Source organism: Candidatus Accumulibacter necessarius (genome assembly GCF_036625085.1).
This window is the reverse complement of sequence record NZ_JAZKUM010000001.1, coordinates 212,142-232,693: the sequence shown is the minus strand read 5'-3', so window position 1 is coordinate 232,693 and position 20,552 is coordinate 212,142. Positions and strand designations below refer to the sequence as shown.

The window sequence follows — 20,552 nt, the reverse complement described above, 5'->3', positions numbered from 1 at the left end:
TCTCGTCAAGAAGAAGTTGCCCGAAGTCTTATTGCGTTTAGTACTTCATCACGTGCCTGCTCTACTGTCCCCTCGGTCGAAACCAGAACGGCTCCTGGTTGACGTCTTGCAAAGTCAACCAGTGTAAGCAACTGCCGCCGGGTTTCTTCCAGTGATAATTCCTGCTTACGTGCGACGATCACCTCGGGGTTGCCATGGAGACAAATAATCAGGTCGGGTTTGGGCACCAGAGCAGCGAACCACCACGCCACCCTACTCGGCAACCGGATACGGAAGCGGCGCTGATCCAAAGCCATGTCGTACGCGTAGCGATCAAAAATCACCACCGTGGGTTGTTTAGCAACCTGTGGCCGTGTCCAAAGCCAATAGCCGATCAGGTAGTCGATGGTGAGATAAACCAGGCGAAACAGGGAACCCAACGTGCCGGATGGCGTCGAGCCATGGGGCTCCAACACCGGGCCGGGTGGCAACCTTTTCTTGCCTTTCAATCGCGCAAGCGGGGGTAGCAAGGTGGGGCGTAGGTGTTGAACAACCACGGCATTGTGTGTTGCTGCATTCAGAATGGGCAGGATGGCGTCGATCAACGTGGATTTACCAGCGCCATCAACTCCCAGGATCGCAATCACCACGCCCGAAGGCTTCAAGTACCGGCGCACCTTGGTCCACTCGTAGGATGCACGCTGCCAAAACGACAGTAGTCCTTGATGGGCAAACGTATGATGAATAACATGCTGCCTCAACCTCCGGCATTCACCCCGCAGTTCTTCGGGAGGTGCATCCGAAAGAAGCATGGCGCGTAACCTGGTGAGCGCGCTCATTCCCATGGGCGCCAGTAAAGCTTCAATTTGAGGCCAGTGTTCATGTGCCGCCCCGCGTGCTGCTGCCGCATACCGGACCGCGAATGTATCGTTGTTTAGGGCTTCCTTCAGCACCCCCAGCACCCCCGCAAAACCATCTGCCAAAACCGGGATCGTGTTATGGTAAATAAGAGGCCACTCAACGCTCTCATCCAGCAAACGCTGTCCGCGGTAATAAAGTCCGATGTTGATATCCAATCTCAGGCCCCACCACGGGGCCGTTGCATCACCGGACTTGCCAAGCGCATACACCTTGAAAAAACCAACGGACACCGCGATGCCGATGGGAACGCCGCCAGCGGAATGAATGGACTCCAGCACGAGTGCCCGGGTACGCGTCCCGTGACTAGGGTGAATTATGATGTCCAGATCGCTGCCACCGGAACTGTAAGGCAATGGCTCATGGTTGCGCATTACAGCATAACGAATGCCTGATGCATTCAAGCGATCGAAGAGTATCTGGAGAAATGTTTCTTCGGGTGCGCGTTCTGTCACTTAGGCCAACCTTCGCCGTATCACACGAAGAGCAAGCCAGAAATAGCGCATGACGCCATAAAAAAGGGTCCTGAACCACGCAGGCCCACCTACACCACTATATCTGTCTTGAACCATCCGCCTTTCCAATAACCGTCGCCCAACAAATATAGAACTAATATTTGCTTCATGCCAAGTGAACGAAGCAAGCGAAATGGGCAAGTGGGCAAATCTGTAACCTGCTTTAGCCATCCTGACATACCAGTCCAAATCCATAGTTACCTTGAACTCAGAGTCCAGGAACACGCCCTCTTCAATTACGCGTCGTCGAACGAAAGTAGCGCAACTTGGTATAAAACAACCATAATAAATCAGCATAGAACACGAAAAGAAATACTCGTGCTTTTTTTTAACCAATACACCATTTGAGTCAACAAAATCGCAATCACCAAATACAACATCGACTTCTGGATTATTCGAAAAGAATGCCAAAACACGCTTAAGCGCACCTTCATGAAACCACTCATCCGTATTGAGCCAACAAACAATATCGCCACATGCAAGACTGAAGCCTTTGTTGATAGCCGCAGTTTGCCCCCCATCTTTCTCTACAAACACTTTCAAATCAACGCGTCCGGGCGTTCTCTGGTAGACCTGCAATTCATGCACCGTATTATCCATTGAACAGTTATCGAGGACAATATGCTCAACATGCGCAAAATTGGATTCGCGCCTCACTGATTCGATACATTTTTTAATAAACAAGCCCTGATTATATGATGGCGTTACCACCGAAATTTTCATTATCCTCACCGAAAACTTGTATTTAACAATTTGAGCCCAACAGTCTTCTAGCAAGGCCAATTGAAACAGAAGCAAAGAATATAACAAACATGAAGTTTCTCAGGCCGAATATCAAAGTGTCGAAAGCAGATACAAATGCGATCATCAGCCCAAGAAATAGCAACAATCGTCCTTGTTCCTGTATAATTGGTACAGCAGCATACTTCGCGCTCATTAATTCATGGCCCAATTTTAAAGCCCTGTATATAATAAATAGCCAAATAATTAAACCCAAAAGTCCAAGCTCAGCAACTAGAAATAGATAGTCATTGTGGGCGTATATTGATTCATTAAACTCTGAAGAATATCCACCATATTTGTTTATATCATATCCAGTCAAGGACCACATATAACCCACACCCCTACCAATTACCAGCTCGTCAAATGTACTGGGTAGCAATTGCAGCCATAACACCATCCTACCCGTTGTGAAATCTTCAGTTTCCAGCCTTTGTGAGGCGGGTGCATATAACAGAATTACCGAATATAAAAGCACAGGAATAATCATTAGACGTATCAATCCAACCCATGAACGCCTATGATAATAGAAAACAATAAAGGCAAGCAATAATACACCCCATGCATTTCTAGATAGCGACATCACACTTGCAAAAGCCAGAAATGCGATGAATATCATCAAAATCAGACGGGCGAGTAACCAGCGTTCACCCTTCAAGAACTTCAGTTCGATCAGTGCCAAGAACATTACAAAGGCGGTATATATACCAGCATGCACTCTACTACCAAACCCAGCATAAGCCATAGCTCCATCAATGTCGTCAATAATTCCCCAATCCTCCAGAAGAATTATTATTGCAGTAAGAACACCCGCAATAATTACCGATCTTCTGAGCCAAGAGGCTAGACGAAATGGCCTTGAAGCCAAAAGCACCAACTGTTGGCCCAGCACCGAAACAACAAATGACAAGACTAGGATTGCAATTGTTTCACGGCCCCGTGACCCTACACTAAAGACATCCCCATATTTTGGATATACAAGATAAGCAGTTAGCAAGAGAAGGAATAAAAAGGGATAAGTATTGTCGATTCTTTTTAATCTTCCGGAGGTTACGACCATCGCTAGCAAAATGAGAACCAGAAATAAAGACAGCCCAAATACACTTAAACCTGGAATAATAATCGCAATATAACCAGGTGGCACCATAAAAAAAGCAAGCAAAATATAGAGAAAGCCCATATTTACTGAATTTGCAAATACTTGTTTGGATCTTAACGAAGTGCTCATTATGATAATTCTTTAATCTTATCAGGTAATTTTCGGCCACCAACCACAGTTGTGGCGATGAATGACACGCGACCGGGAAAAACGACAGCGAAAATATCTTTTAGAATGCCAAGCAAGGATAAACTATCACGACCTAACCAGCTAATAAACCTTTTATGTCTCCCTGACTTGCCAGAATTATATGAAATGGCTGCCAAATACCTAATTTTTCCAAGTCTTGAAACTATCGCATTTACTACTCTTCTCTTAAAAGGGCTATATTTGTACCCACTCTTGTTATACTTTTCTATTAATCTATCAAATTCACTGGAGAGGAGTTCTGAATGCTTTTCTCTAAGAGTTTCTCCATGATCAATTTGCAAAGCCAGCACTTCATCAACATGAGATATTAGCGCCCCACTTTGGGCGCATTTTAACCAATAATCGCAATCCGCAATCAACTTGAATCCGCCACCAAATCCACCCAACTTTTCAACAATATCCCTTTGCAAAAACACAGTTGGCTGGGCAATTGTCGAATAATTGACGTAATAATTCATTTTGAATTCAGGATAAAATTGCAAGTACCACTTACTGGAATCGGAATTATTAACAACTATGCACAAATCCCCGAAAATAACATCTGCGCCCTTATCTTTCATCTGCTCCAACGCAACTTGCACTGTCCAAGGAAAGTATCTGTCATCGGTATTTAGGTATGCAATAACCTGACCAACCGCCAATCTCAATCCTTTGTTTATTGCATCATACATTCCATCATCACGCTCTGATACATATCGAAACCCCGGCTTCCCTGATAGACTTTCCAAATATTCTAGAGTACCGTCACTTGAACCCCCATCGATAACAATATGCTCTATATTTTTATATGTTTGCTCCCGTATTGAGCGAACGCAATTTTTTATATATTTAAGCCTGTTGTATGACGGGGTTATGATAGAAACTAAAACATTATCTGACATTCTATTGACACCTCTTGCTCAATAATTTAATGCTGCTCCTGACGTTGGGATCAATCAGCACAAACATAACAAACACCGCGACAGATGCTCGGTACCAACCAATAACGCCAAGAGAAATTGATAACATCGCACTAATAAAATAAAGCAGCGCAACACCCATTGAAACACTTGTATAGTTTTTCCTTATTCGCACATACAAGTACACATAAGCCAAGCCTGATAATAACTCTGCAGCTACAATTTGAAAACTCCCAAAGTATGCGGAACCATAATAAAGTCCCAACACGTTTAACATTACAAATGAACTATGAAAAACCATAAGCTCTTTCAGCTTCAAATCAGAAATAAATGCTGCACAATATAGCGTGAATACTGTATTTAGTAATAAATGCACAACCAACGACAGGTAGGCCACCGACACCATTGACCAGTCTCTACCATAGGTTGCAGCCAAGTACGGCAACAAAAGTCCCAAACCCATATATATCACAGCCATTCCAAGAGTATTCAACTCGCTCGCCCGAGCTATAACACTGTCACGTTTGTCGCCTCTATCCATACCGGACAAGGCAGGTATAGCTAATCTCCAGACAATCTGGCGCAAAAAACCCAATTTCTGAATTACTTGATTAGCAAGGCCATAACTACCCAGCAGCTCATCTTGCCCGTTAGCCTTTAATATGACAGGTATCATAGCCTCCCTGAACTGCCATATCCATGAGTTATACTGAATCTGCGCCCCAGTCTTGATCAATGTTACCGCACCATGCCATCTCCAATCACAATGGTACTTGATAACGCTCCCCTTTTTTATTCCAATATAAACTATCAAATTAGAGATAAAAACCCCAGCCGCAATCCCAAAGACACCTTTTTCAAAAGTAACTAACAATATTACCAGTGAGATTATATAAACAACTTGCCCAATTACCTCCATCTTCATCTGCAATGAGACATCAAGTTTTGACTCCTTGCACGCATTTAGTATCGTAGACAGAACTTTTATAAGGTATGACCCCGCAAACAAATAAACGATTACATTTGAAATGCCAAGGTAGTAAATCAGTACAAGGCTAGCAATACTTATTGTCAATAGTGAGCCTACAACAGCAATCTGATACATAAGACCAACTTGCTCGCCCGGCCCTTCTTTCCCCGACTTCAATATCAGTACATCCTGTCCGAGCATGCCAATATTTACCGCATAGAAGAATATCAATTGAGGCGCCGCTACTGCCGCATATTCAACAGCACTGACATACTTGAGTATTAGATATACGGAAATCATCGACAGCATGATGCCAATTACATTTCTGGTTAGTATTTGTAAGCCCGCTTTTTTAATTTTTTCAAACATCTACCTTCCCATATTTTTATACATTTGTTATTAATAATGATTTCTAGGGATGGGGTTTGCCATAGAATTAAAATCCAATACCTAGGCCTAACTTAGCAACAGCAGGATAATTTATACAACACTCACAAATCCTTAATTTTAGTTATTGATTTAGAGGGTGAATCTTCGACAACCGTTTTCGTAATCGCCAGAGATGCATTATTTCACTACGCCCAGAAGGAGCTTCTGGATAGCTGCTTTTCAACCATATTATCGGCTGGTGGATGGTGTCACTCGGTGCTTGCAACACAGCAGTCCAGTTTGCTCATCTAATTGCCTTTCCGTTTAAGGCTTCAGGAAGTCGGCATGGGCCAGGGCCAAACCTTGCTCCAGCTCTACTTTGGCTTGCCAGCCCAGGTCGCGCAGTCTTGAGATATCCATCAGTTTTCTTGGCGCTCCATCCGGTTTGGTCGGGTCGAATTCGATGCGGCCTTGATAGCCGATGACTTTACCCATAGTTTCGGCGAGTTGGCGGATGGTTATGTCTTCGCCGGTGCCGACGTTGATGTGCGAGAGCATGGGCTGGGTGTTGGCGTCGTTGGTGGCTTTGTCGAGGTTCATAACGTGGACGCTGGCGGCAGCCATGTCGTCCACGTAGAGGAATTCGCGCATGGGTGTGCCGGTGCCCCAAAGGCGGATGCAAGGGGCAAGATTCAAGGTGCAAGTTTCATGGAACTCACTTTTCAGGTCTTCGGGGATGGGGCCGTTCTTTTGTTCATCTGCTTCGATGGCTGGCCAGTTGTGCTCGGCGGCGAGTTTGGCTAGGTGAAACTTGCGGATCATCGCCGGGATGACGTGGCTGTTTTGCAGGTTGTAATTGTCGCCGGGGCCATACAGGTTGGTCGGCATGACGCTGCGGTAGTCGGTGCCGTATTGGCGGTTGTAGCTTTCGCAAAGCTTGATGCCGGCAATCTTGGCGACGGCATAGGGTTCGTTAGTGGGTTCAAGCGTGCCGGTCAGCAGGGCATCTTCAGCATGGGCTGGGGCGCCAGCTTGGGGTAGATGCAGCTCGAGCCGAGAAAGAGCAGCTTCTGCACACCCACTTTCCACGCCTCGTGGATGATGTTGGCTTCGATCATCAGGTTTCGGTAGATGAACTCGGCGGGGTAGGTGTTGTTGGCGTGGATGCCGCCGACCTTGGCGGCGGCCAGATAGACCTGGTCGGGCTTTTCGGCTTCGAAAAAAGGCACGCACGGCAGCCTGATTGGTGAGATCGAGCTCAGCGTGGGTGCGGGTGACGATGTTGGTCAGGCCCTGGCTCGCCAGCACGCGGATGATGGCGGAGCCGACCATGCCACGGTGGCCGGCGACGAAGATTTTAGGTTCAAGGTTCATTTTAAGACTCAAGATTCAAGGGGCAAGATTCAAGATTCAAGGTTTGAGCTGCAACTGCCTTGTTTGCTTGCAACTTGAACCTTGTAACTCGGTGATCGAAGGTTTTGAAGCCGGCCAATTTGACCAGTGCATCACGTTTGGCTGAACTGTAGTCGGCCAGGACCATTTCCTTGACCAGTTCCTGCACGCTGATTTGCGGGGTCCAGCCGAGTTTTTCACGGGCTTTGGTCGGATCACCGAGCAGGGTTTCAACTTCGGTGGGGCGGAAGTAGCGCGGGTCTACCTTGACGATGACATCGCCTGGCTTTGTCTTTGACATCGGGATTGCTTACCGCTTCGACGACGCCGATCTCGTTTCGCCCTCACCTTCGAAGCGAATGGCGATGCCGAGTTCGGCGGCGGCGAATTCGACGAACTGGCGCACGCTGTATTGCACGCCGGTGGCGATGACGAAGTCTTCAGGCTTTTCCTGTTGCAGCATCAGCCATTGCATTTCGACGTAGTCCTTGGCGTGGCCCCAGTCGCGCAGGGCGCTCATGTTGCCGAGGTAGAGGCAATCCTGCAGGCCGAGGGCAATTCGGGCGATAGCGCGGGTGATCTTGCGGGTCACAAAGGTTTCGCCGCGCACCGGGCTTTCGTGGTTGAAGAGAATGCCGTTGCAGGCGTAGATACCGTAGGCCTCACGGTAATTGACGGTGATCCAGTAGGCGTACATTTTGGCCACGGCGTATGGGCTGCGCGGGTAGAAAGGCGTGGTTTCCTTTTGCGGGGTTTCTTGCACCAAACCATAGAGTTCGGAGGTGCTGGCCTGGTAAAAGCGGGTCTTCTTTTCCAGCTTGAGGATACGGATGGCTTCGAGGATGCGCAGGGCACCGATGCCGTCGGCGTTGGCGGTGTATTCCGGCTCTTCAAAACTGACGGCAACATGGCTCTGGGCCGCCAGGTTGTAGATCTCGTCCGGCTGTACCTGCTGAATGATTCGGATCAGGCTGCTGGAATCGGTGAGGTCACCGTGGTGCAGAATGAATTTACGCCCGGTTTCGTGGGGATCTTGATAGAGGTGGTCAATACGGTCGGTATTGAAGAGCGACGAGCGGCGTTTGATGCCGTGAACTTCGTAGCCCTTGCCCAATAGCAGCTCAGCCAAATAGGCGCCGTCTTGTCCGGTGACCCCTGTGATTAACGCTACTTTTTTTTGTGCTGTCATTTCGATTCCGTATTTGAATAATTAGACGTAAGTTTTTATAGAACTCATTTTGATCGTTACTCCCTCGCCTGACAGAAAGCCGTCAAGTGCGCTAACTGGCTACGGTCAACGATCAATTTGACTTAAGAATAACGATAGACGTAACCCTTGTACCCGTAGCGATAGCGCTGGCGATCCGTATTCAGATCATTGAAGACGAAGCCTTTGACTTGTACGCCCGCTTGATTCAATCGTTTGACGGCTTGCTCCAACTCTTGAATCGGGTGCTTCACGATCAGCGTTGCACCGACGTGGCGGCCAATAATGGCTGCGTCTGAAACGGCGAGAACTGGCGGGGCATCGACGATGATGGCGTCGAAAAGTTTGCCCAGTTCAGAAAGCAGCATTTCAAGGCGCTCATACATGAGCAATTCGGATGGATTGGGGGGGGATTTGGCCGGTAGTGACAACCGATAGATTGGGTATCAGGGTGGGCTTGATGATGTCCGTCAGCCTGGCCTGACCAGAAATGTATTCCGAAACACCGCTCTCCCGAGCCAGTGCAAACTCTTTGTTGATATGCCCGCGGCGCAAGTCGGCATCGACAATCACGATGCGCTTGCCGGCTTGAGCGAGGACTGCTCCCAGATTTTTCGATATGAAGCTTTTACCAAGAGCGGAGCTGGAGCCAGTAATCAGTAATGAACTCCGTTGTGCATCGAGCAGGGGAAAGTGCAGCGTGGTTCGCAGGCTGCGCAGGCTTTCTATGGCATCGTCTTCCGGCTGGCTGACCGCTAGCAACTCACCTGCGGCCTGCCCTGACTTAAGTTTGCGACTCAGCGCCAGTTCCGATTTGCTATGCGGCACCGTGGCGTAGACCGGCAGGCCAAGTTTCGCTTCGATGATTTCCGGGTCTTCGACCACAATACGCAAGACACGCAGCAACCAGATGACAACCAGGCTGGCGAGCAGCCCGAGCAGGATGGAAATGCCGAGAATTGCACTTGACTTGGCCCCCTATCGGCGCCCGCGCAACAACAGCGTTATCGATGATGCGCACATCACCCACCGTACCGAATAAAGGGGAGACCTCGACATCGCGCGCCAGGCGCAGCACTGTTTGCTGCGTTTCGGGAAGCCGGGATACCTCGCCCTCAAACTGCTTGCGGCGGTCATTGAGCCGTGCCAGTTTGGCATCGACGTATATTCTTCTCTTTCCTGCTTGAGTTTTACGGCGGCGTCTTCGACTTCAACGAAATACCCTCGCTGGATTCGTCTCAAGGGTGCGAGTGATTCTGCCCTGTTGAAAGCGGTTGGAAAATCGATACAGCAGCAGCGGACAGCGGCCTGCATGCAGTGCGCCAACGAAAGGGGGCACCGGGTCATTCAGTTCGATCCGGGGTCCTCGCCCAAGTGCAGGGCAACCCGACTGATCAGCCCTGCATTGTAGTGGATGCCTTGTTGTCGCATCGCTTGCGCGGCTTCATGGAATGACGGGATCAGGCCAGCCGACTTGGCTTTGGCAAGCACACCGAGCGTGCCTGTCACGTTCAACCCAAGATACTCGGCGATGCGGCGGCCCAGGCGCTCGTCGATGATCACTCTTTGCGCGGCGTACTTCCTCGCCAGGATGATGGTTTGCTTTTCTCCGCGATCCAGTTCGAGGAGGACGGGTAATCCCGATGTCGCTTCATCTACTACGGGGATGACCCAATCCAGTGATCTCAAAGCGGGAACAACTATTCGTCCGCCGTCAGCGCATTCGCCGATGACCGATTCTGCAACGTGCACCGTGCCGAACAACTGCGGCAAGAGATGCAACTGGCCGATGCTGGCGAGTGCAATAAACGGCGTGGTATTGGAAAAAACGATCACAGCAAGGAAATCTCTCTGAGAAAGTCGTCATCGTTGTCTTCCAACAGGTTTGCGCCACCTGTCTGCATCGCTTTCAAGAGGAAATGGGCGCGCGGAATGCCAAGCCAGTTTGCTGCCATGCCAGACGACAAGCGACCCTCGCGAAACAAGGCCATCGCGGCTTCCTCCTTGACCAATTCGGCAAATTGGTCTGCGTCCAGGTGCAAACCCAACAAGATTTCCCGTGGGCACTCTATTTCAATGGTGCTTTGCATGGCAATCCGCCTTCGCTGACAAGGGGACTAATAAGGGGACAGTATATGTATTTCCCGCAGACTACCAACGACCTGAAAACCTGCACTGGCCCCGGCGGCTCTCCTTCATGCGTCGGCATGCTCGGCACGATCGGCAGCTTCTGGCTGGCGCCTGGCGGTTGGGTCGCCCGTTGCGCCGAGCAGTCCCCTCAGTGGAGCCGACGGCGGGCCTCGTGTGTCGCTGCAGACAGGGTCGCCCATGGGCTTTCTGGGCGATGGTTGCCGACCAGGAAAACACGCCTGAGGCTGGCGTGTTGCGGGCTTGGCAGACGATTGGACAATTGCCCTGCGGTGCGGGCTCGCTACACCGCCGCGGGGGGCTGCGGAAGCCTTTGGCTGCCTGGTGAAGTGACGGCGCCGGGTGGCGGCTGGTCGCTATGCGTGTCTTCAGGCATCCGGTCGCCAGGCATCAATGAGGACTTCTTTTTCAACGGTCAGGGACAGGCGTGGGGAAGGCCATCGAGGCCGGTTTCGCCAAGCGCTTGAGCCACTCATTGGCCTTATTCGCCCGATGAATCGGGCTCCTACAGGGTGCTGGCGTGGCTCGGTGGTCCATGGGCTATCTCATGGCGCTGCGCGAGGAGGGGCTTTTCGCAACTGGCTCCCCGCCGTTCCGGCTGATATCGCCACTTGAGCAGATATGCCAGAAGAAGCGACAGCCGGCTCGCAGGGTCGCGCTGTTCGCTCTCGCCACCACGGCGGCGGTGCGGGCTGTCGTGAGTTGGGGGGTCAAGCTGCTTCCAGTTCCCGGAGGGGCATCTTGCTCAGAATCAATCGGCTGATATCCGCGTGCTTGCTGGCATGTTGGACATCAATGCCAACCAGCCCGCGGTTTTCGTCAAGATCAAGCACAACGCCATCTGCAACCTCATCGCTGTCTTTGCTTGGGTTTTCGTTCAGGTGGATGTACAGCGAATCGTTTCTGGATCATAGGAGAGTCTCATGGCTTGAATCTCCTGTCGGGGAACGCGTTGTGAAGGGTAGCACCGTCTTCCAAGGTCACCGCCCGCAGATACCTGCCCAGCTCCGGAACGAATATCCAGTGGCGGATTCGCTGGTCCTCGGGCTGGACTTCCTTGCGCACGGGGTGGTCCAGCGCTTCTTTGCACCATTCGAGGCGAAGGTATGAACGTTTTTATCAACACGTATGGGGTGTTGGGTGGTCGGGGAATCTGGCATGCAGCGTTGCCGTCTACTCGTAGTAGTCCATGGCCTTGTCGCCATGCTTCTTGATGAGTTCGTCGTGCTCGGCGGATTTGAGGTCTTCGCGGACCACTTCGGCGACGAGTTCGTCAAAGCTGATTGCGGGAGTCCAGCCGAGTTTGGCTTTGGCGGGCTCGCCGAGCAGGGTTTCGACTTCGGTGTGCCTCATTAAAGGGACACCCAGGTAACGATCATTGCCAATCTGGAAACCATGGTTCTACTCGAGTGCGGCCAGCGCTAGCTCGGGTGCCTTGTCCAACACTTTGAACAATGCCTTTGCCGCACCGGCCGGGGAGCGTTTGCCTTGTTCCCAATTGCGGATGGTCTCGACAGAGACATCAATACGCCGCGCAAACTCGACCTGGCTGAGACCAAGGCGCGTTCTGACCCTGCGTGCGTACCGGGCCGCATCCAGCCTGGCTTCGGATTCATCCGCCGCGCGCTGTGCAGCGATGCTCTCTTCAGTCGTAGCGTCCACACGTGCCGGGTCGATACGCCCAAGTGTCAGCCCACCTGCAGAGGCGGCATCAATCGTCACTCGAACTGTTTTCATAGTACCTAACCTCACGCTGGTTGGCCTTGCGTGCCGAAATGATGCGCATGGCGTCATGACGAGGGGTGTAAACCACCACAAACAATCGCTGCTCGATCACACCGATCACCCGGTAGCGTTCCTCGCCATAGCTGTATCTGGTATCGGCCTGCACCATTCGATCGGGATCAAAGAACACCTGCGCCGCGTAAGCAAAATCAAAACCTCGCTCTCTGAAGCACAAGTCGCTCTTTGCTTCATCCCACTCAAAATTCATAGCTGCAGTATAGTTCATTGGCCGACCCCTGGCAGAGTCGGAGCGATAAGGGGGACAGTATAGGAAATACCTCCCGAAGAGGAGTCAACCTGGAAACTTGAGCTGGCCGCAGCAACATGGTCTGCAGGCCCCAGCAGCCGCAGCATCACTCCTCGACGGATCGTCGTTGCTCGCTTCATGCCGCTCGCGCACTTGTTTCATCCAGTAGCCAATCGCGGGCTGCAACGACGGTCACGCCGGCAGGAACTTCCAGCACGGCCGATTGGCCCGCGTGATCTGCACCCTGCTGGCGCGTAGGAACTCCGAGGCGGCATCCTGCAAGGCCCGGATTTCTCGAACGGATGTCTCCGGGTGATCCACACTGGCGCAGATCTGAATCAGCTCTTCGTGGCCATCGAGATGGATCAGGTAGCTGTGCAGGGTGTCTTTGCCGACAGCAATGCCTTGAGATTTCAGGTCGATTTGGAATTTGTTGATACTGAAGGTTCCCGCCGCGCTGCCGAGCAACTGGCACACCCGCCAACGCAACACGAGGGGTTGGGAAATCGCGTGACGCTCGAATACATCACGCAGCAGAACGACATGGACCGCGCCTTGGTTGGCCTTGTCCGAGGCCTCAGGCCACTGCAGTCATGTTGCAGTTCTCATACAGTCGTGCCGGCGAGAGCTCCAGGCCGTTCGGCCAGCATAAAGCGCCCATATCGACAAACAGGAGCTTGAAGAAGTTCTCATCGCGCAGCGCTTCTATCAGCGTTCCGTGGCGTTGTAGCAAACTTGTACCGTCAAAGATCCCTTCTTTATTGTCAGAGAAGACAAGTGCAACTTGATAGTTGCCAAGATAGCGTGCCGTAATCACCTTAATCATCGTGGTCTGCTCCAGCTATACGTGCACGAATAAAGGGACAGTATATGAAATAGCTTCCAGCGCAGAGCCCACTCACCAACCTCAGCTGACCTCGGTGATGGCGCGAGGTGTCGGGGGCTGTCGAGAATTGGGGCGGCGCTCGGAAGCCCTCGTTCCCGCATGCTCACGAAGCTGACCGTCGTGTCGAAGTGCTGCGCCAGCCAACGATGCTGACTACGAAAGCACGCCTGCGGCTGGTGTATTCCTGCCTTGCTGACGGTTGATCCATTGCCGTGCAGCCGCCGCCGCACCGCTGCTGGTACTGCGCAAGCCTTTGTCCTCCTGGTGACGTGGCGGCGCCGGGGAGCGGCTGGTCGCGATGCGTGTCTTCAGGCATCCGGTCGCCAGGCATCATTGAGGATTTCTTTTCCTATCGGTCAGGGACAGGGGTTGGGAAGGACATCGAGGCCGGTTTCCGCGACCGCCTGAGCCACTCATTGGCCTTATTCGCCCGATGAATCGGGCTCCTACAGGATGCTGGCGTGGCTCGGCGGTCCTGGGCTATCTCTTACGAATAAAAGGGACAGTATATTAAATACCCTCGCTGGATTCGTCTCAAGGGTGCGAGTGATTCTGCCCTGTTGAAAGCGGTTGGAAAATCGATACAGCAGCAGCGGACAGCGGCCTGCATGCAGTGCGCCAACAAAAGGGGGCACCGGGTCATTCAGTTCGATCCGGGGTCCTCGCCCAAGTGCAGGGCAACCCGACTGATCAGCCCTGCATTGTAGTGGATGCCTTGTTGTCGCATCGCTTGCGCGGCTTCATGGAATGACGGGATCAGGCCAGCCGACTTGGCTTTGGCAAGCACACCGAGCGTGCCTGTCACGTTAAGCCCAAGATACTCGGCGATGCGGCGGCCCAGGCGCTCGTCGATGATCACTCTGTGCGCGGCGTACTTCCTCGCCAGGATGATGGTTTGCTTTTCTCCGCGATCCAGTTCGAGGAGGACGGGTAATCCCGATGTCGCTTCATCTACTACGGGGATGACCCAATCCAGTGATCTCAAAGCGGGAACAACTATTCGTCCGCCGTCAGCGCATTCGCCGATGACCGATTCTGCAACGTGCACCGTGCCGAACAACTGCGGCAAGAGATGCAACTGGCCGATGCTGGCGAGTGCAATAAACGGCGTGGTATTGGAAAAAACGATCACAGCAAGGAAATCTCTCTGAGAAAGTCGTCATCGTTGTCTTCCAACAGGTTTGCGCCACCTGTCTGCATCGCTTTCAAGAGGAAATGGGCGCGCGGAATGCCAAGCCAGTTTGCTGCCATGCCAGACGACAAGCGACCCTCGCGAAACAAGGCCATCGCGGCTTCCTCCTTGACCAATTCGGCAAATTGGTCTGCGTCCAGGTGCAAACCCAACAAGATTTCCCGTGGGCACTCTATTTCAATGGTGCTTTGCATGGCAATCCGCCTTCGCTAATAAGGCTAATAAGGGGACAGTATATGTATTTCCCGCAGACTACCAACGACCTGAAAACCTGCACTGGCCCCGGCGGCTCTCCTTCATGCGCCGACATGCTCGGCACGATCGGGAGCTTCTGGCTGGCGCCTGGCGGCTGGGTCGCCCGTTGCGCCGAGCAGTCCCCTCAGTGGAGCCGACGGCGGGCCTCGTGTGCCGCTGCAGACAGGGTCGCCCATGGGCTTTCTGGGCGATGGTTGCCGACCAGGAAAACACGCCTGAGGCTGGCGTGTTGCGGGCTTGGCAGACGATTGGACAATTGCCCTGCGGTGCGGGCTCGCTACACCGCCGCGGGGGGCTGCGGAAGCCTTTGGCTGCCTGGTGAAGTGACGGCGCCGGGTGGCGGCTGGTCGCTATGCGTGTCTTCAGGCATCCGGTCGCCAGGCATCATTGAGGACTTGTTCTGGCATCGCCGAGGGACAGGCGTCGGGAGGCCACTCATTTGGTTCATTCGCCTGATGCGTCGCCAGAGGCCTGATTCGCCCGAGGCCTGATTCGCCCGATGAATCGGGCTCCTACGGGGGTGGACGGGTGGTCCATGGGCTCTCTGCTTGCGCTGCGCGAGGAGGGGCTTTTTGCGGCCCTGACGCGAATCGCGTTGCTCTGGCCGGCTACATGGTCGCAGATGGCTGGCAAGAAGGGGACAGCTGGGCCGCGTTCGGGTCTTTCTGCAACGTCGATACGAGCGTGGCAGGCGGGTGATTCTGCCTGGTCAGCCCCGCAACCTGGGCGCGATCAGCGGCCTCAACGGAGCAGATGCCCGGCGAGTTCGGCATACAGTGGAAACTTGTCATCCATGGAAATGAGTGTGGCGTCGTGCGTCAGTGCCGTGGCGATAATCAGTCGGTCTTGGGGATCGCGATGGTGTTCGGGTAGCTGAACGGCAATGCGGGCAATGCGTGCGGTGATCGGCAACAGCGTGATGCCCGAACCATCGAGGGCTTTTTCGAACCATGCCTCTTCCGCACATGGCAGGTCGATTCGGCCATGATGCGCCAACCAGGCGACTTCAAAGCAGGAAATGGCAGAAACACCAACCGACTCAGCGCTTTCAATACGCGCGGTCCAGGCCGATTGGAGACGCATCTGATCCGCGTTGATCCACCAGAGCCAGATGTGTGTGTCGAGAACGATCATCGAGGCAAGTCCCAATCGATTTCGGGAACGCTGCCGAGAATGTCGCCATTGATTTGAACTCGGCCGGCAATGTGCGGGTGTGGGCGCCGACGAACCGCAACGGGTTCATCGGCAGTGAGGACAATGATTTCGACGCGGCGATTATTGAAGGCATCGGGCAGTTCAATCAGCACATGCCGATCCTTGACCTGCTCAAATAGTCGTTCTACTTGCATGTGATGCTCTCCACACGTAAGGTAAAAAGGGGACAGTATAGGTTTTCTCTCGACGCCGAGAACACGTTGACGCCTTTTTGCTACAGCTCCCGGCCTCCATGTTCCTGTCCTCGTTCTATTCCGAAGCGGTCGGATCTGTACGTGGAGCATGGCGAGATCTCTTTCCGCGATGGCCCACCTGACCTCGGAAACGCGGATTTCGGCCTGGCAAGTGGCTGGCGGGTGCGGTACCGGAATAAAAGGGACAGTATATAAAATAGCTTCCAGCGCAGGGCCCACTCACCAACCTCAGCTGACCTGGTCATGGCGCCAGGTGTCGGGGGCTGTCGAGAATTGGGGCGGCGCTCGGAAGCCCTCGTTCCCGCATGCTCACGAAGCTGACCGTCGTGTCGAAGTGGTGCGCCAACCAACGATGCTGACTACAAAAGCACGCCTGCGGCTCATTGGGGACTTCTTTTCCCATCGGTCAGGGACAGGCGTCGGGAAGGCCATCGAGGCCGGTTTCCGCGACCGCCTGCGCCACTCATTGGCCTTATTCGCCCGATGAATCGGGCGCCTACAGGATGCTGGCGTCCGCAAAAAAGGGGACAGTATAGAAAACTCTCAAGAGAACAGAGCTGGACAAGTCTCAATGTTCATCATCCTCAGCGCTGCCGCCGGAAGCGCTCTTCCCGGTGGATGATCCAGCCGCTGCGGCGCAAATCAAGTCCAGGCGCCTAGCAATGCGCGCTGTTTGCCGGGTCACCAACCCGCTTGGCCTGGATGAAGGGGCGATGACCTCGCCGGCCTTGGCTTCGGCCTGGTTGACGGTCACGGCGGCGACGATGCTAAATTCGTCAAAGGCGATTTCCAGGAATGGACGGACCGGCCACGGCTGCGCGCTGCCGCCCCGTTGCAGTGTCTCCGCGCTGTGCGGGCCGAAGCGAAGCGGCGGGTGAGTTGGCGCGTTCGAGGAGGGCAGACTCCCATTGCTGCATGCCTTGCTGAATGCCTTTCTCAATGCCGATACGTTCCACCGAGGTGATGTAGGGCATGGTTCGGTTCCTCTCGCAGCTCCAGAAACACGGCTGTTTCAAGTGCATGGCCAAGGGTGGCTTTGCCTGATCGGTCAAAAATCGGGATCAGCCCGGTGTCGACCCGTGCCGTCGGCGGCTCGTCAGGCGCAGTGTCCGTTGGCGGATCACGCGCCGAGGCCCCACGAGGTTGGCGATAAACCGAATTGCTGCCGGGCGGACGCGAACTATTGCGGGAGTGCTGGTTCAATCGGTCCGGCGCGTCCTTGAGATCGGCCACCAGGCGCTCCGCCAACGGCCGCAACGCCTCTTCCCCAATCCGCGACAGAGCATCGCGGTCGAGTTGGCGAAGATCGTGGTCGGTCAGATGTATGGCAAGACGGGCTGGGCCGGGGTCAACGACGCTTAGTCCAATACACCTCACGCTCAGACCCAACGAAACCGCACCTGGTCTCTCGGATTACATCGGTAACATGTTGAGGAAAAACGCTTGCGCAGTTTGTCTGATCGCCGCCGGACAGCAGACGCCCGGCACAAAGCGGTCACGAACGGCGGCGTCCGTCCGCAGGCACCGCTGAGGGGGCTGGTGGCCAATCTGCGGGGGTGGAGGGGTGAACGGAGCACATCGCAGTAGTTGGCCAGCAATTGCTTGGTGTCCTTCGGCGGGCAATAGCCGCATCAGCCGAACGAGGGATTATTTAACTTGAGGGTTCATTCCTCACTTGCCGAACGAAGTTTTCTTGCCTTATCGGCCAGGGAGGCAACTGTTTCTTCTAGCCATTGATTTCTGCGCCATTCGGTGTAATCAAGCCGTTCCCGGTTGATCAGTGCGATAAATCGCTCGGCTTCGACGGGGCCAAGGGTTTTGATGAGCGTCGCTACACCTTCATGGCGAATTTCTGTATCAGTTCTCATGGCTTGTGTCCTGTTGCGTTTTTATGAAATCTACGGGGTCAATGACACAAATGCGTGGTTCGACAACCATTCTTTTCAGTAGTTGCTTGTCTGTCGTGAGTAGGAAGGTTGCACCAGCGGTGATTGCGCTTGCGACATGGAGCGCATCCATGGGTTTGACACCAATACTGGCGAATTCTTCTGCCAGAGATTCAATTTGTGGTGTCACTTCCATGTCGATTACCGCGAGTGGTTTCCATCCATTGATGACCTTGCTCCTTTCGATATCAGCATTTGCGGTGTTTTCCAAATCCAGCACTGCTGACCAGACAAGGGCGATTTTCCCTTCTCTTACGGATTGCTGGATGTCGAGCTTGGCTTCAGTCTGCAACCGGACAAGCAATTGACTCTGATCGTCGAATGGGCGGTTGAAGCAGCAGATATCGAGATAAATCAGTGTGACTGCTAGTTTAGTGTCCATGCTAGAGATTCTGCGTGCATATCAGGTTCGGAATAAAAGGGACAGTATATGGAATACCTTCCAGCGCAGGGCCCACTCACCAACCTCAGCTGACCTAGTCATGGCGCGAGGTGTCGGGGGCTGTCGAGAATTGGGGCGGCGCTCGAAAGCCCTCGTTCCCGCGTGCTCGCGAAGCGGTCCGCCGCTATGAGCGTGTCGGAATCGTGCGCCCGCCAGTGGTCCTCACCACGAAAGCACGCCTGGAGCTGGTGTATTCCTGCCTTGCTGACGGTTGATCAATTGCCCTGCAGCAGCAACCGCACCTCCGCTGGTACTGCGCAAGGCTTTGTCTGCTGGGCGACGCGACGGCGCCGGGGGTCGGCTACTCGCGATGCGCGTCTTCAGACATCTGGTAGCCAGTCATCATTGAGGACTTCTTCTTCCATCGCCCATGGACAAGCGTCGGGAAAGCAATCGAGGCCGGTTTCCCCAACCGCCTGAGCAACAGCCTTGGCCCACACCATCTCAAGCCATCGCGTTTCCTGAAGCTTGGGGGTCAGGCTTGGGGTGTCACTCAGTCCATAGGCAATCTCCTTGCGTTGTGCGAGGATGGTCTTTTCCCAACTGGCTCCCCGCCGCTCCGGCTGATATCGCCACTTGAGTAGATGAGCCATGAGAACCGACATCCGGCTCGCAAGTTCGCGCTGTTCGCTCTTGCCCACGTCTTCGATTTCCTCCGCGAGGTGGTCGCGGTCGAGCAGTTCCAACCGTCCGGCACGAAGAAGGCTGGCCTGCTCGTTGGCCCATGCCACGACATCGGTTTCGTACCTGGTGCTCATATCGACCTCCCCACAATGCACAATTAAAGACAGTATATGAAATACCTTCCAGCGCAGGGCCCACTCACCAACCTCTGCTGACCTCGGTCATGGCGCGAGGTGTCGGGGGCTGTCGAGGATTGGGGCGGCGCTCGGAAGCCCTCGTTCCCGCGCAAGCGCTAACGCACTGCGTATAACCCGTTTCCATACCGCCATGCCTCAGTGTCACCCTCGCCAGCCAGGAATTCACACGCTCTCGGTCCTTACCGGCAAAGCACACGGGCGCACCCCGGTGATACGGCGGCGAACTTGATGAACTGGACGACGAACTGTCGACCGCTGTATGGCGCGCCAGTGGCAATGACGAAGTCGTGTGGGTGGTCCTGCGACATCGCAACCGGTTGGGGTGTGCTGCCCCCTTGCTACTGTGGGCGCTGATCGAAGACTTCGTCCAGGGACTCGGCATCGAGCACCTTGATCGCCCATTCTTCCAGCTGATCGACATCCGCGGTGGTCAGCCGAACCTGGACCGCATCGGGGAGCGCGCCAAAGCGACGCGCGAGCAGGCGCTTCAGGAGGGCAGCCTCGCCTTCCTGCCGGCCTTCCTGCCGGCCTTCCTGCCGGCCTTCCTGCCGGCCTTCCTGCCGGCCTTTCTCGATTCCGAAGCGTTCTGCAGAGGTGATGTAGGGCATGCTGACATTCCTTTCCAGTGTGTAGACTTCGTACAGCAGCCTTTGCTCAAGGTCTGTCGGCAACTGCATCAGGCAGTCAATGACCCCGAACAGATCGATGATGCGCTGCTTGTCCCAGTTGCGTTCGTAGAGCAGCTTGCCTGGAAACCCGGCCTGGCCGCGGCAAGATAACCTGCATGCCCCACCAGCCGCAGCATCACTCCCCCGACGGATTGTCGTTGCTCGCTTCATGCCGCTCGCGCGCTTGTTTCATCCAGTAGCCAATCGCGGGCTGCAACGACGGTCACGCCGGCAGGGACTTCCAGCACAGCCGGTTGGCCCAGCGTGATCTGCGCCCTGCTGGCGCGTAGGAACTCCGTGGCGGCATCCTGCAAGGCCCGGATTTCTCGAACGAAGGTCTCCGGGTGATCCAACACTGGCGCAGATCTGAATCAGTTCTTCGTGGCCATCGCGATGGCTCAGGTAGCTGTGCAGG

The 20,552-nt window shown here is 53.9% G+C and carries 24 protein-coding genes and 4 pseudogenes; all 28 read right to left on the bottom strand.

The features are described from left to right. Positions 1-5: 5 nt before the first annotated feature. On the bottom strand, positions 6-1,352 hold the full coding sequence (locus V5B44_RS01230; protein ID WP_332357306.1) for a hypothetical protein: 1,347 nt from the start codon (positions 1,350-1,352) through the stop codon (positions 6-8). Next, positions 1,353-2,135 (bottom strand): glycosyltransferase family 2 protein, encoded by a 783-nt coding sequence (locus tag V5B44_RS01225; protein ID WP_332357305.1) that lies wholly within the window; start codon positions 2,133-2,135, stop codon positions 1,353-1,355. Between the two features lie 22 nt (positions 2,136-2,157). Next, positions 2,158-3,420, bottom strand: a complete 1,263-nt coding sequence (locus tag V5B44_RS01220) for an O-antigen ligase family protein (RefSeq protein WP_332357304.1) — start codon at positions 3,418-3,420, stop codon at positions 2,158-2,160. Next, positions 3,420-4,382: a glycosyltransferase family 2 protein gene (locus V5B44_RS01215; RefSeq protein WP_332357303.1), complete on the bottom strand. Its 963-nt coding sequence runs from the start codon at positions 4,380-4,382 to the stop codon at positions 3,420-3,422. The genes V5B44_RS01220 and V5B44_RS01215 overlap by 1 nt, the downstream gene beginning before the upstream one ends. Before the next feature lies 1 nt (position 4,383). Beyond that, positions 4,384-5,739, bottom strand: a complete 1,356-nt coding sequence (locus tag V5B44_RS01210; RefSeq protein ID WP_332357302.1) for a hypothetical protein — start codon at positions 5,737-5,739, stop codon at positions 4,384-4,386. A 324-nt stretch (positions 5,740-6,063) separates the two neighbouring features. After that, positions 6,064-7,113 (bottom strand): annotated as a pseudogene (locus V5B44_RS01205) (GDP-L-fucose synthase family protein). Position 7,114: 1 nt separating this feature from the next. Further along, a pseudogene (gmd, locus tag V5B44_RS01190) lies at positions 7,115-8,320 on the bottom strand (GDP-mannose 4,6-dehydratase). 122 nt (positions 8,321-8,442) lie between these two features. Further along, positions 8,443-8,724 (bottom strand): tyrosine-protein kinase family protein, encoded by a 282-nt coding sequence (locus tag V5B44_RS01185; protein ID WP_332357301.1) that lies wholly within the window; start codon positions 8,722-8,724, stop codon positions 8,443-8,445. After that, positions 8,717-9,232 carry a hypothetical protein gene (locus V5B44_RS01180; RefSeq protein ID WP_332357300.1) on the bottom strand — a complete coding sequence of 172 codons (516 nt, stop codon included), beginning with the start codon at positions 9,230-9,232 and terminating at the stop codon, positions 8,717-8,719. Before V5B44_RS01180 ends, V5B44_RS01185 begins: the two co-directional genes overlap by 8 nt. Positions 9,233-9,685: 453 nt before the next feature. After that, a complete protein-coding gene (locus tag V5B44_RS01175) occupies positions 9,686-10,174 on the bottom strand; it encodes a DUF3368 domain-containing protein (protein WP_332357299.1) in 489 nt (162 codons plus the stop codon). Next, positions 10,171-10,428, bottom strand: coding sequence for a UPF0175 family protein (locus tag V5B44_RS01170; protein ID WP_287696200.1), 258 nt, complete (start codon positions 10,426-10,428; stop codon positions 10,171-10,173). Before V5B44_RS01170 ends, V5B44_RS01175 begins: the two co-directional genes overlap by 4 nt. 563 nt (positions 10,429-10,991) lie before the next feature. Next, positions 10,992-11,147 (bottom strand): annotated as a pseudogene (locus V5B44_RS01165) (DUF29 family protein); the annotation flags it as partial. 49 nt (positions 11,148-11,196) lie between these two features. Beyond that, on the bottom strand, positions 11,197-11,367 hold the full coding sequence (locus V5B44_RS01160; RefSeq protein ID WP_332357864.1) for a DUF2283 domain-containing protein: 171 nt from the start codon (positions 11,365-11,367) through the stop codon (positions 11,197-11,199). A gap of 292 nt (positions 11,368-11,659) precedes the next feature. Next, positions 11,660-11,836 (bottom strand): annotated as a pseudogene (locus V5B44_RS01150) (GDP-mannose 4,6-dehydratase); the annotation flags it as partial. 51 nt (positions 11,837-11,887) lie between these two features. Continuing rightward, positions 11,888-12,223 carry a helix-turn-helix domain-containing protein gene (locus V5B44_RS01145; protein WP_332357298.1) on the bottom strand — a complete coding sequence of 112 codons (336 nt, stop codon included), beginning with the start codon at positions 12,221-12,223 and terminating at the stop codon, positions 11,888-11,890. Then, a complete protein-coding gene (locus V5B44_RS01140; RefSeq protein WP_332357863.1) occupies positions 12,198-12,479 on the bottom strand; it encodes a BrnT family toxin in 282 nt (93 codons plus the stop codon). The genes V5B44_RS01145 and V5B44_RS01140 overlap by 26 nt, the downstream gene beginning before the upstream one ends. Positions 12,480-12,710: 231 nt before the next feature. Further along, complete coding sequence (locus V5B44_RS01135; protein WP_332357297.1) at positions 12,711-12,986, bottom strand: hypothetical protein; 276 nt, start codon at positions 12,984-12,986, stop codon at positions 12,711-12,713. Positions 12,987-13,095: 109 nt separating this feature from the next. Beyond that, positions 13,096-13,344 carry a DUF2442 domain-containing protein gene (locus V5B44_RS01130; RefSeq protein ID WP_332357288.1) on the bottom strand — a complete coding sequence of 83 codons (249 nt, stop codon included), beginning with the start codon at positions 13,342-13,344 and terminating at the stop codon, positions 13,096-13,098. Between the two features lie 703 nt (positions 13,345-14,047). Further along, on the bottom strand, positions 14,048-14,536 hold the full coding sequence (locus V5B44_RS01125; RefSeq protein WP_332357296.1) for a DUF3368 domain-containing protein: 489 nt from the start codon (positions 14,534-14,536) through the stop codon (positions 14,048-14,050). Further along, positions 14,533-14,790: a UPF0175 family protein gene (locus tag V5B44_RS01120; protein ID WP_287696200.1), complete on the bottom strand. Its 258-nt coding sequence runs from the start codon at positions 14,788-14,790 to the stop codon at positions 14,533-14,535. The genes V5B44_RS01125 and V5B44_RS01120 overlap by 4 nt, the downstream gene beginning before the upstream one ends. Positions 14,791-15,592: 802 nt before the next feature. Further along, positions 15,593-15,985 (bottom strand): type II toxin-antitoxin system VapC family toxin, encoded by a 393-nt coding sequence (locus V5B44_RS01115; protein WP_332357295.1) that lies wholly within the window; start codon positions 15,983-15,985, stop codon positions 15,593-15,595. Beyond that, positions 15,982-16,200, bottom strand: a complete 219-nt coding sequence (locus V5B44_RS01110) for a hypothetical protein (RefSeq protein WP_332357294.1) — start codon at positions 16,198-16,200, stop codon at positions 15,982-15,984. The genes V5B44_RS01115 and V5B44_RS01110 overlap by 4 nt, the downstream gene beginning before the upstream one ends. 836 nt (positions 16,201-17,036) lie before the next feature. Further along, positions 17,037-17,234 (bottom strand): hypothetical protein, encoded by a 198-nt coding sequence (locus V5B44_RS01105; RefSeq protein ID WP_332357293.1) that lies wholly within the window; start codon positions 17,232-17,234, stop codon positions 17,037-17,039. After that, positions 17,197-17,637 carry a DUF6444 domain-containing protein gene (locus V5B44_RS26520; protein WP_434735399.1) on the bottom strand — a complete coding sequence of 147 codons (441 nt, stop codon included), beginning with the start codon at positions 17,635-17,637 and terminating at the stop codon, positions 17,197-17,199. The genes V5B44_RS01105 and V5B44_RS26520 overlap by 38 nt, the downstream gene beginning before the upstream one ends. 287 nt (positions 17,638-17,924) lie before the next feature. Continuing rightward, positions 17,925-18,128 carry a hypothetical protein gene (locus V5B44_RS01100; protein WP_332357292.1) on the bottom strand — a complete coding sequence of 68 codons (204 nt, stop codon included), beginning with the start codon at positions 18,126-18,128 and terminating at the stop codon, positions 17,925-17,927. After that, positions 18,118-18,588 carry a PIN domain-containing protein gene (locus tag V5B44_RS01095; RefSeq protein WP_332357291.1) on the bottom strand — a complete coding sequence of 157 codons (471 nt, stop codon included), beginning with the start codon at positions 18,586-18,588 and terminating at the stop codon, positions 18,118-18,120. The genes V5B44_RS01100 and V5B44_RS01095 overlap by 11 nt, the downstream gene beginning before the upstream one ends. 380 nt (positions 18,589-18,968) lie before the next feature. Then, on the bottom strand, positions 18,969-19,406 hold the full coding sequence (locus V5B44_RS01090) for a DUF29 domain-containing protein (protein ID WP_332357290.1): 438 nt from the start codon (positions 19,404-19,406) through the stop codon (positions 18,969-18,971). A 401-nt stretch (positions 19,407-19,807) separates the two neighbouring features. Next, positions 19,808-20,308 carry a DUF4351 domain-containing protein gene (locus tag V5B44_RS01085; RefSeq protein WP_332357289.1) on the bottom strand — a complete coding sequence of 167 codons (501 nt, stop codon included), beginning with the start codon at positions 20,306-20,308 and terminating at the stop codon, positions 19,808-19,810. Between the last annotated feature and the right edge of the window lie 244 nt (positions 20,309-20,552).

What these genes read in the sequence shown, in the direction of transcription:
- V5B44_RS01225 (WP_332357305.1), bottom strand. Translation starts at nt 2,135, where the DNA reads ATGAAAATTTCGGTGGTAACGCCATCATATAATCAGGGCTTGTTTATT.
- V5B44_RS01120 (WP_287696200.1), bottom strand. Translation starts at nt 14,790, where the DNA reads ATGCAAAGCACCATTGAAATAGAGTGCCCACGGGAAATCTTGTTGGGT.
- V5B44_RS01100 (WP_332357292.1), bottom strand. Translation starts at nt 18,128, where the DNA reads ATGAGAACTGATACAGAAATTCGCCATGAAGGTGTAGCGACGCTCATC.
- V5B44_RS01090 (WP_332357290.1), bottom strand. Translation starts at nt 19,406, where the DNA reads ATGAGCACCAGGTACGAAACCGATGTCGTGGCATGGGCCAACGAGCAG.
- V5B44_RS01095 (WP_332357291.1), bottom strand. Translation starts at nt 18,588, where the DNA reads ATGGACACTAAACTAGCAGTCACACTGATTTATCTCGATATCTGCTGC.
- V5B44_RS01140 (WP_332357863.1), bottom strand. Translation starts at nt 12,479, where the DNA reads ATGAATTTTGAGTGGGATGAAGCAAAGAGCGACTTGTGCTTCAGAGAG.
- V5B44_RS01130 (WP_332357288.1), bottom strand. Translation starts at nt 13,344, where the DNA reads ATGATTAAGGTGATTACGGCACGCTATCTTGGCAACTATCAAGTTGCA.
- V5B44_RS01185 (WP_332357301.1), bottom strand. Translation starts at nt 8,724, where the DNA reads ATGTATGAGCGCCTTGAAATGCTGCTTTCTGAACTGGGCAAACTTTTC.
- V5B44_RS01115 (WP_332357295.1), bottom strand. Translation starts at nt 15,985, where the DNA reads ATGATCGTTCTCGACACACACATCTGGCTCTGGTGGATCAACGCGGAT.
- V5B44_RS01105 (WP_332357293.1), bottom strand. Translation starts at nt 17,234, where the DNA reads ATGCCCTACATCACCTCGGTGGAACGTATCGGCATTGAGAAAGGCATT.
- V5B44_RS01215 (WP_332357303.1), bottom strand. Translation starts at nt 4,382, where the DNA reads ATGTCAGATAATGTTTTAGTTTCTATCATAACCCCGTCATACAACAGG.
- V5B44_RS01085 (WP_332357289.1), bottom strand. Translation starts at nt 20,308, where the DNA reads ATGAAGCGAGCAACGACAATCCGTCGGGGGAGTGATGCTGCGGCTGGT.
- V5B44_RS01145 (WP_332357298.1), bottom strand. Translation starts at nt 12,223, where the DNA reads ATGAAAACAGTTCGAGTGACGATTGATGCCGCCTCTGCAGGTGGGCTG.
- V5B44_RS01220 (WP_332357304.1), bottom strand. Translation starts at nt 3,420, where the DNA reads ATGAGCACTTCGTTAAGATCCAAACAAGTATTTGCAAATTCAGTAAAT.
- V5B44_RS01110 (WP_332357294.1), bottom strand. Translation starts at nt 16,200, where the DNA reads ATGCAAGTAGAACGACTATTTGAGCAGGTCAAGGATCGGCATGTGCTG.
- V5B44_RS01170 (WP_287696200.1), bottom strand. Translation starts at nt 10,428, where the DNA reads ATGCAAAGCACCATTGAAATAGAGTGCCCACGGGAAATCTTGTTGGGT.
- V5B44_RS01210 (WP_332357302.1), bottom strand. Translation starts at nt 5,739, where the DNA reads ATGTTTGAAAAAATTAAAAAAGCGGGCTTACAAATACTAACCAGAAAT.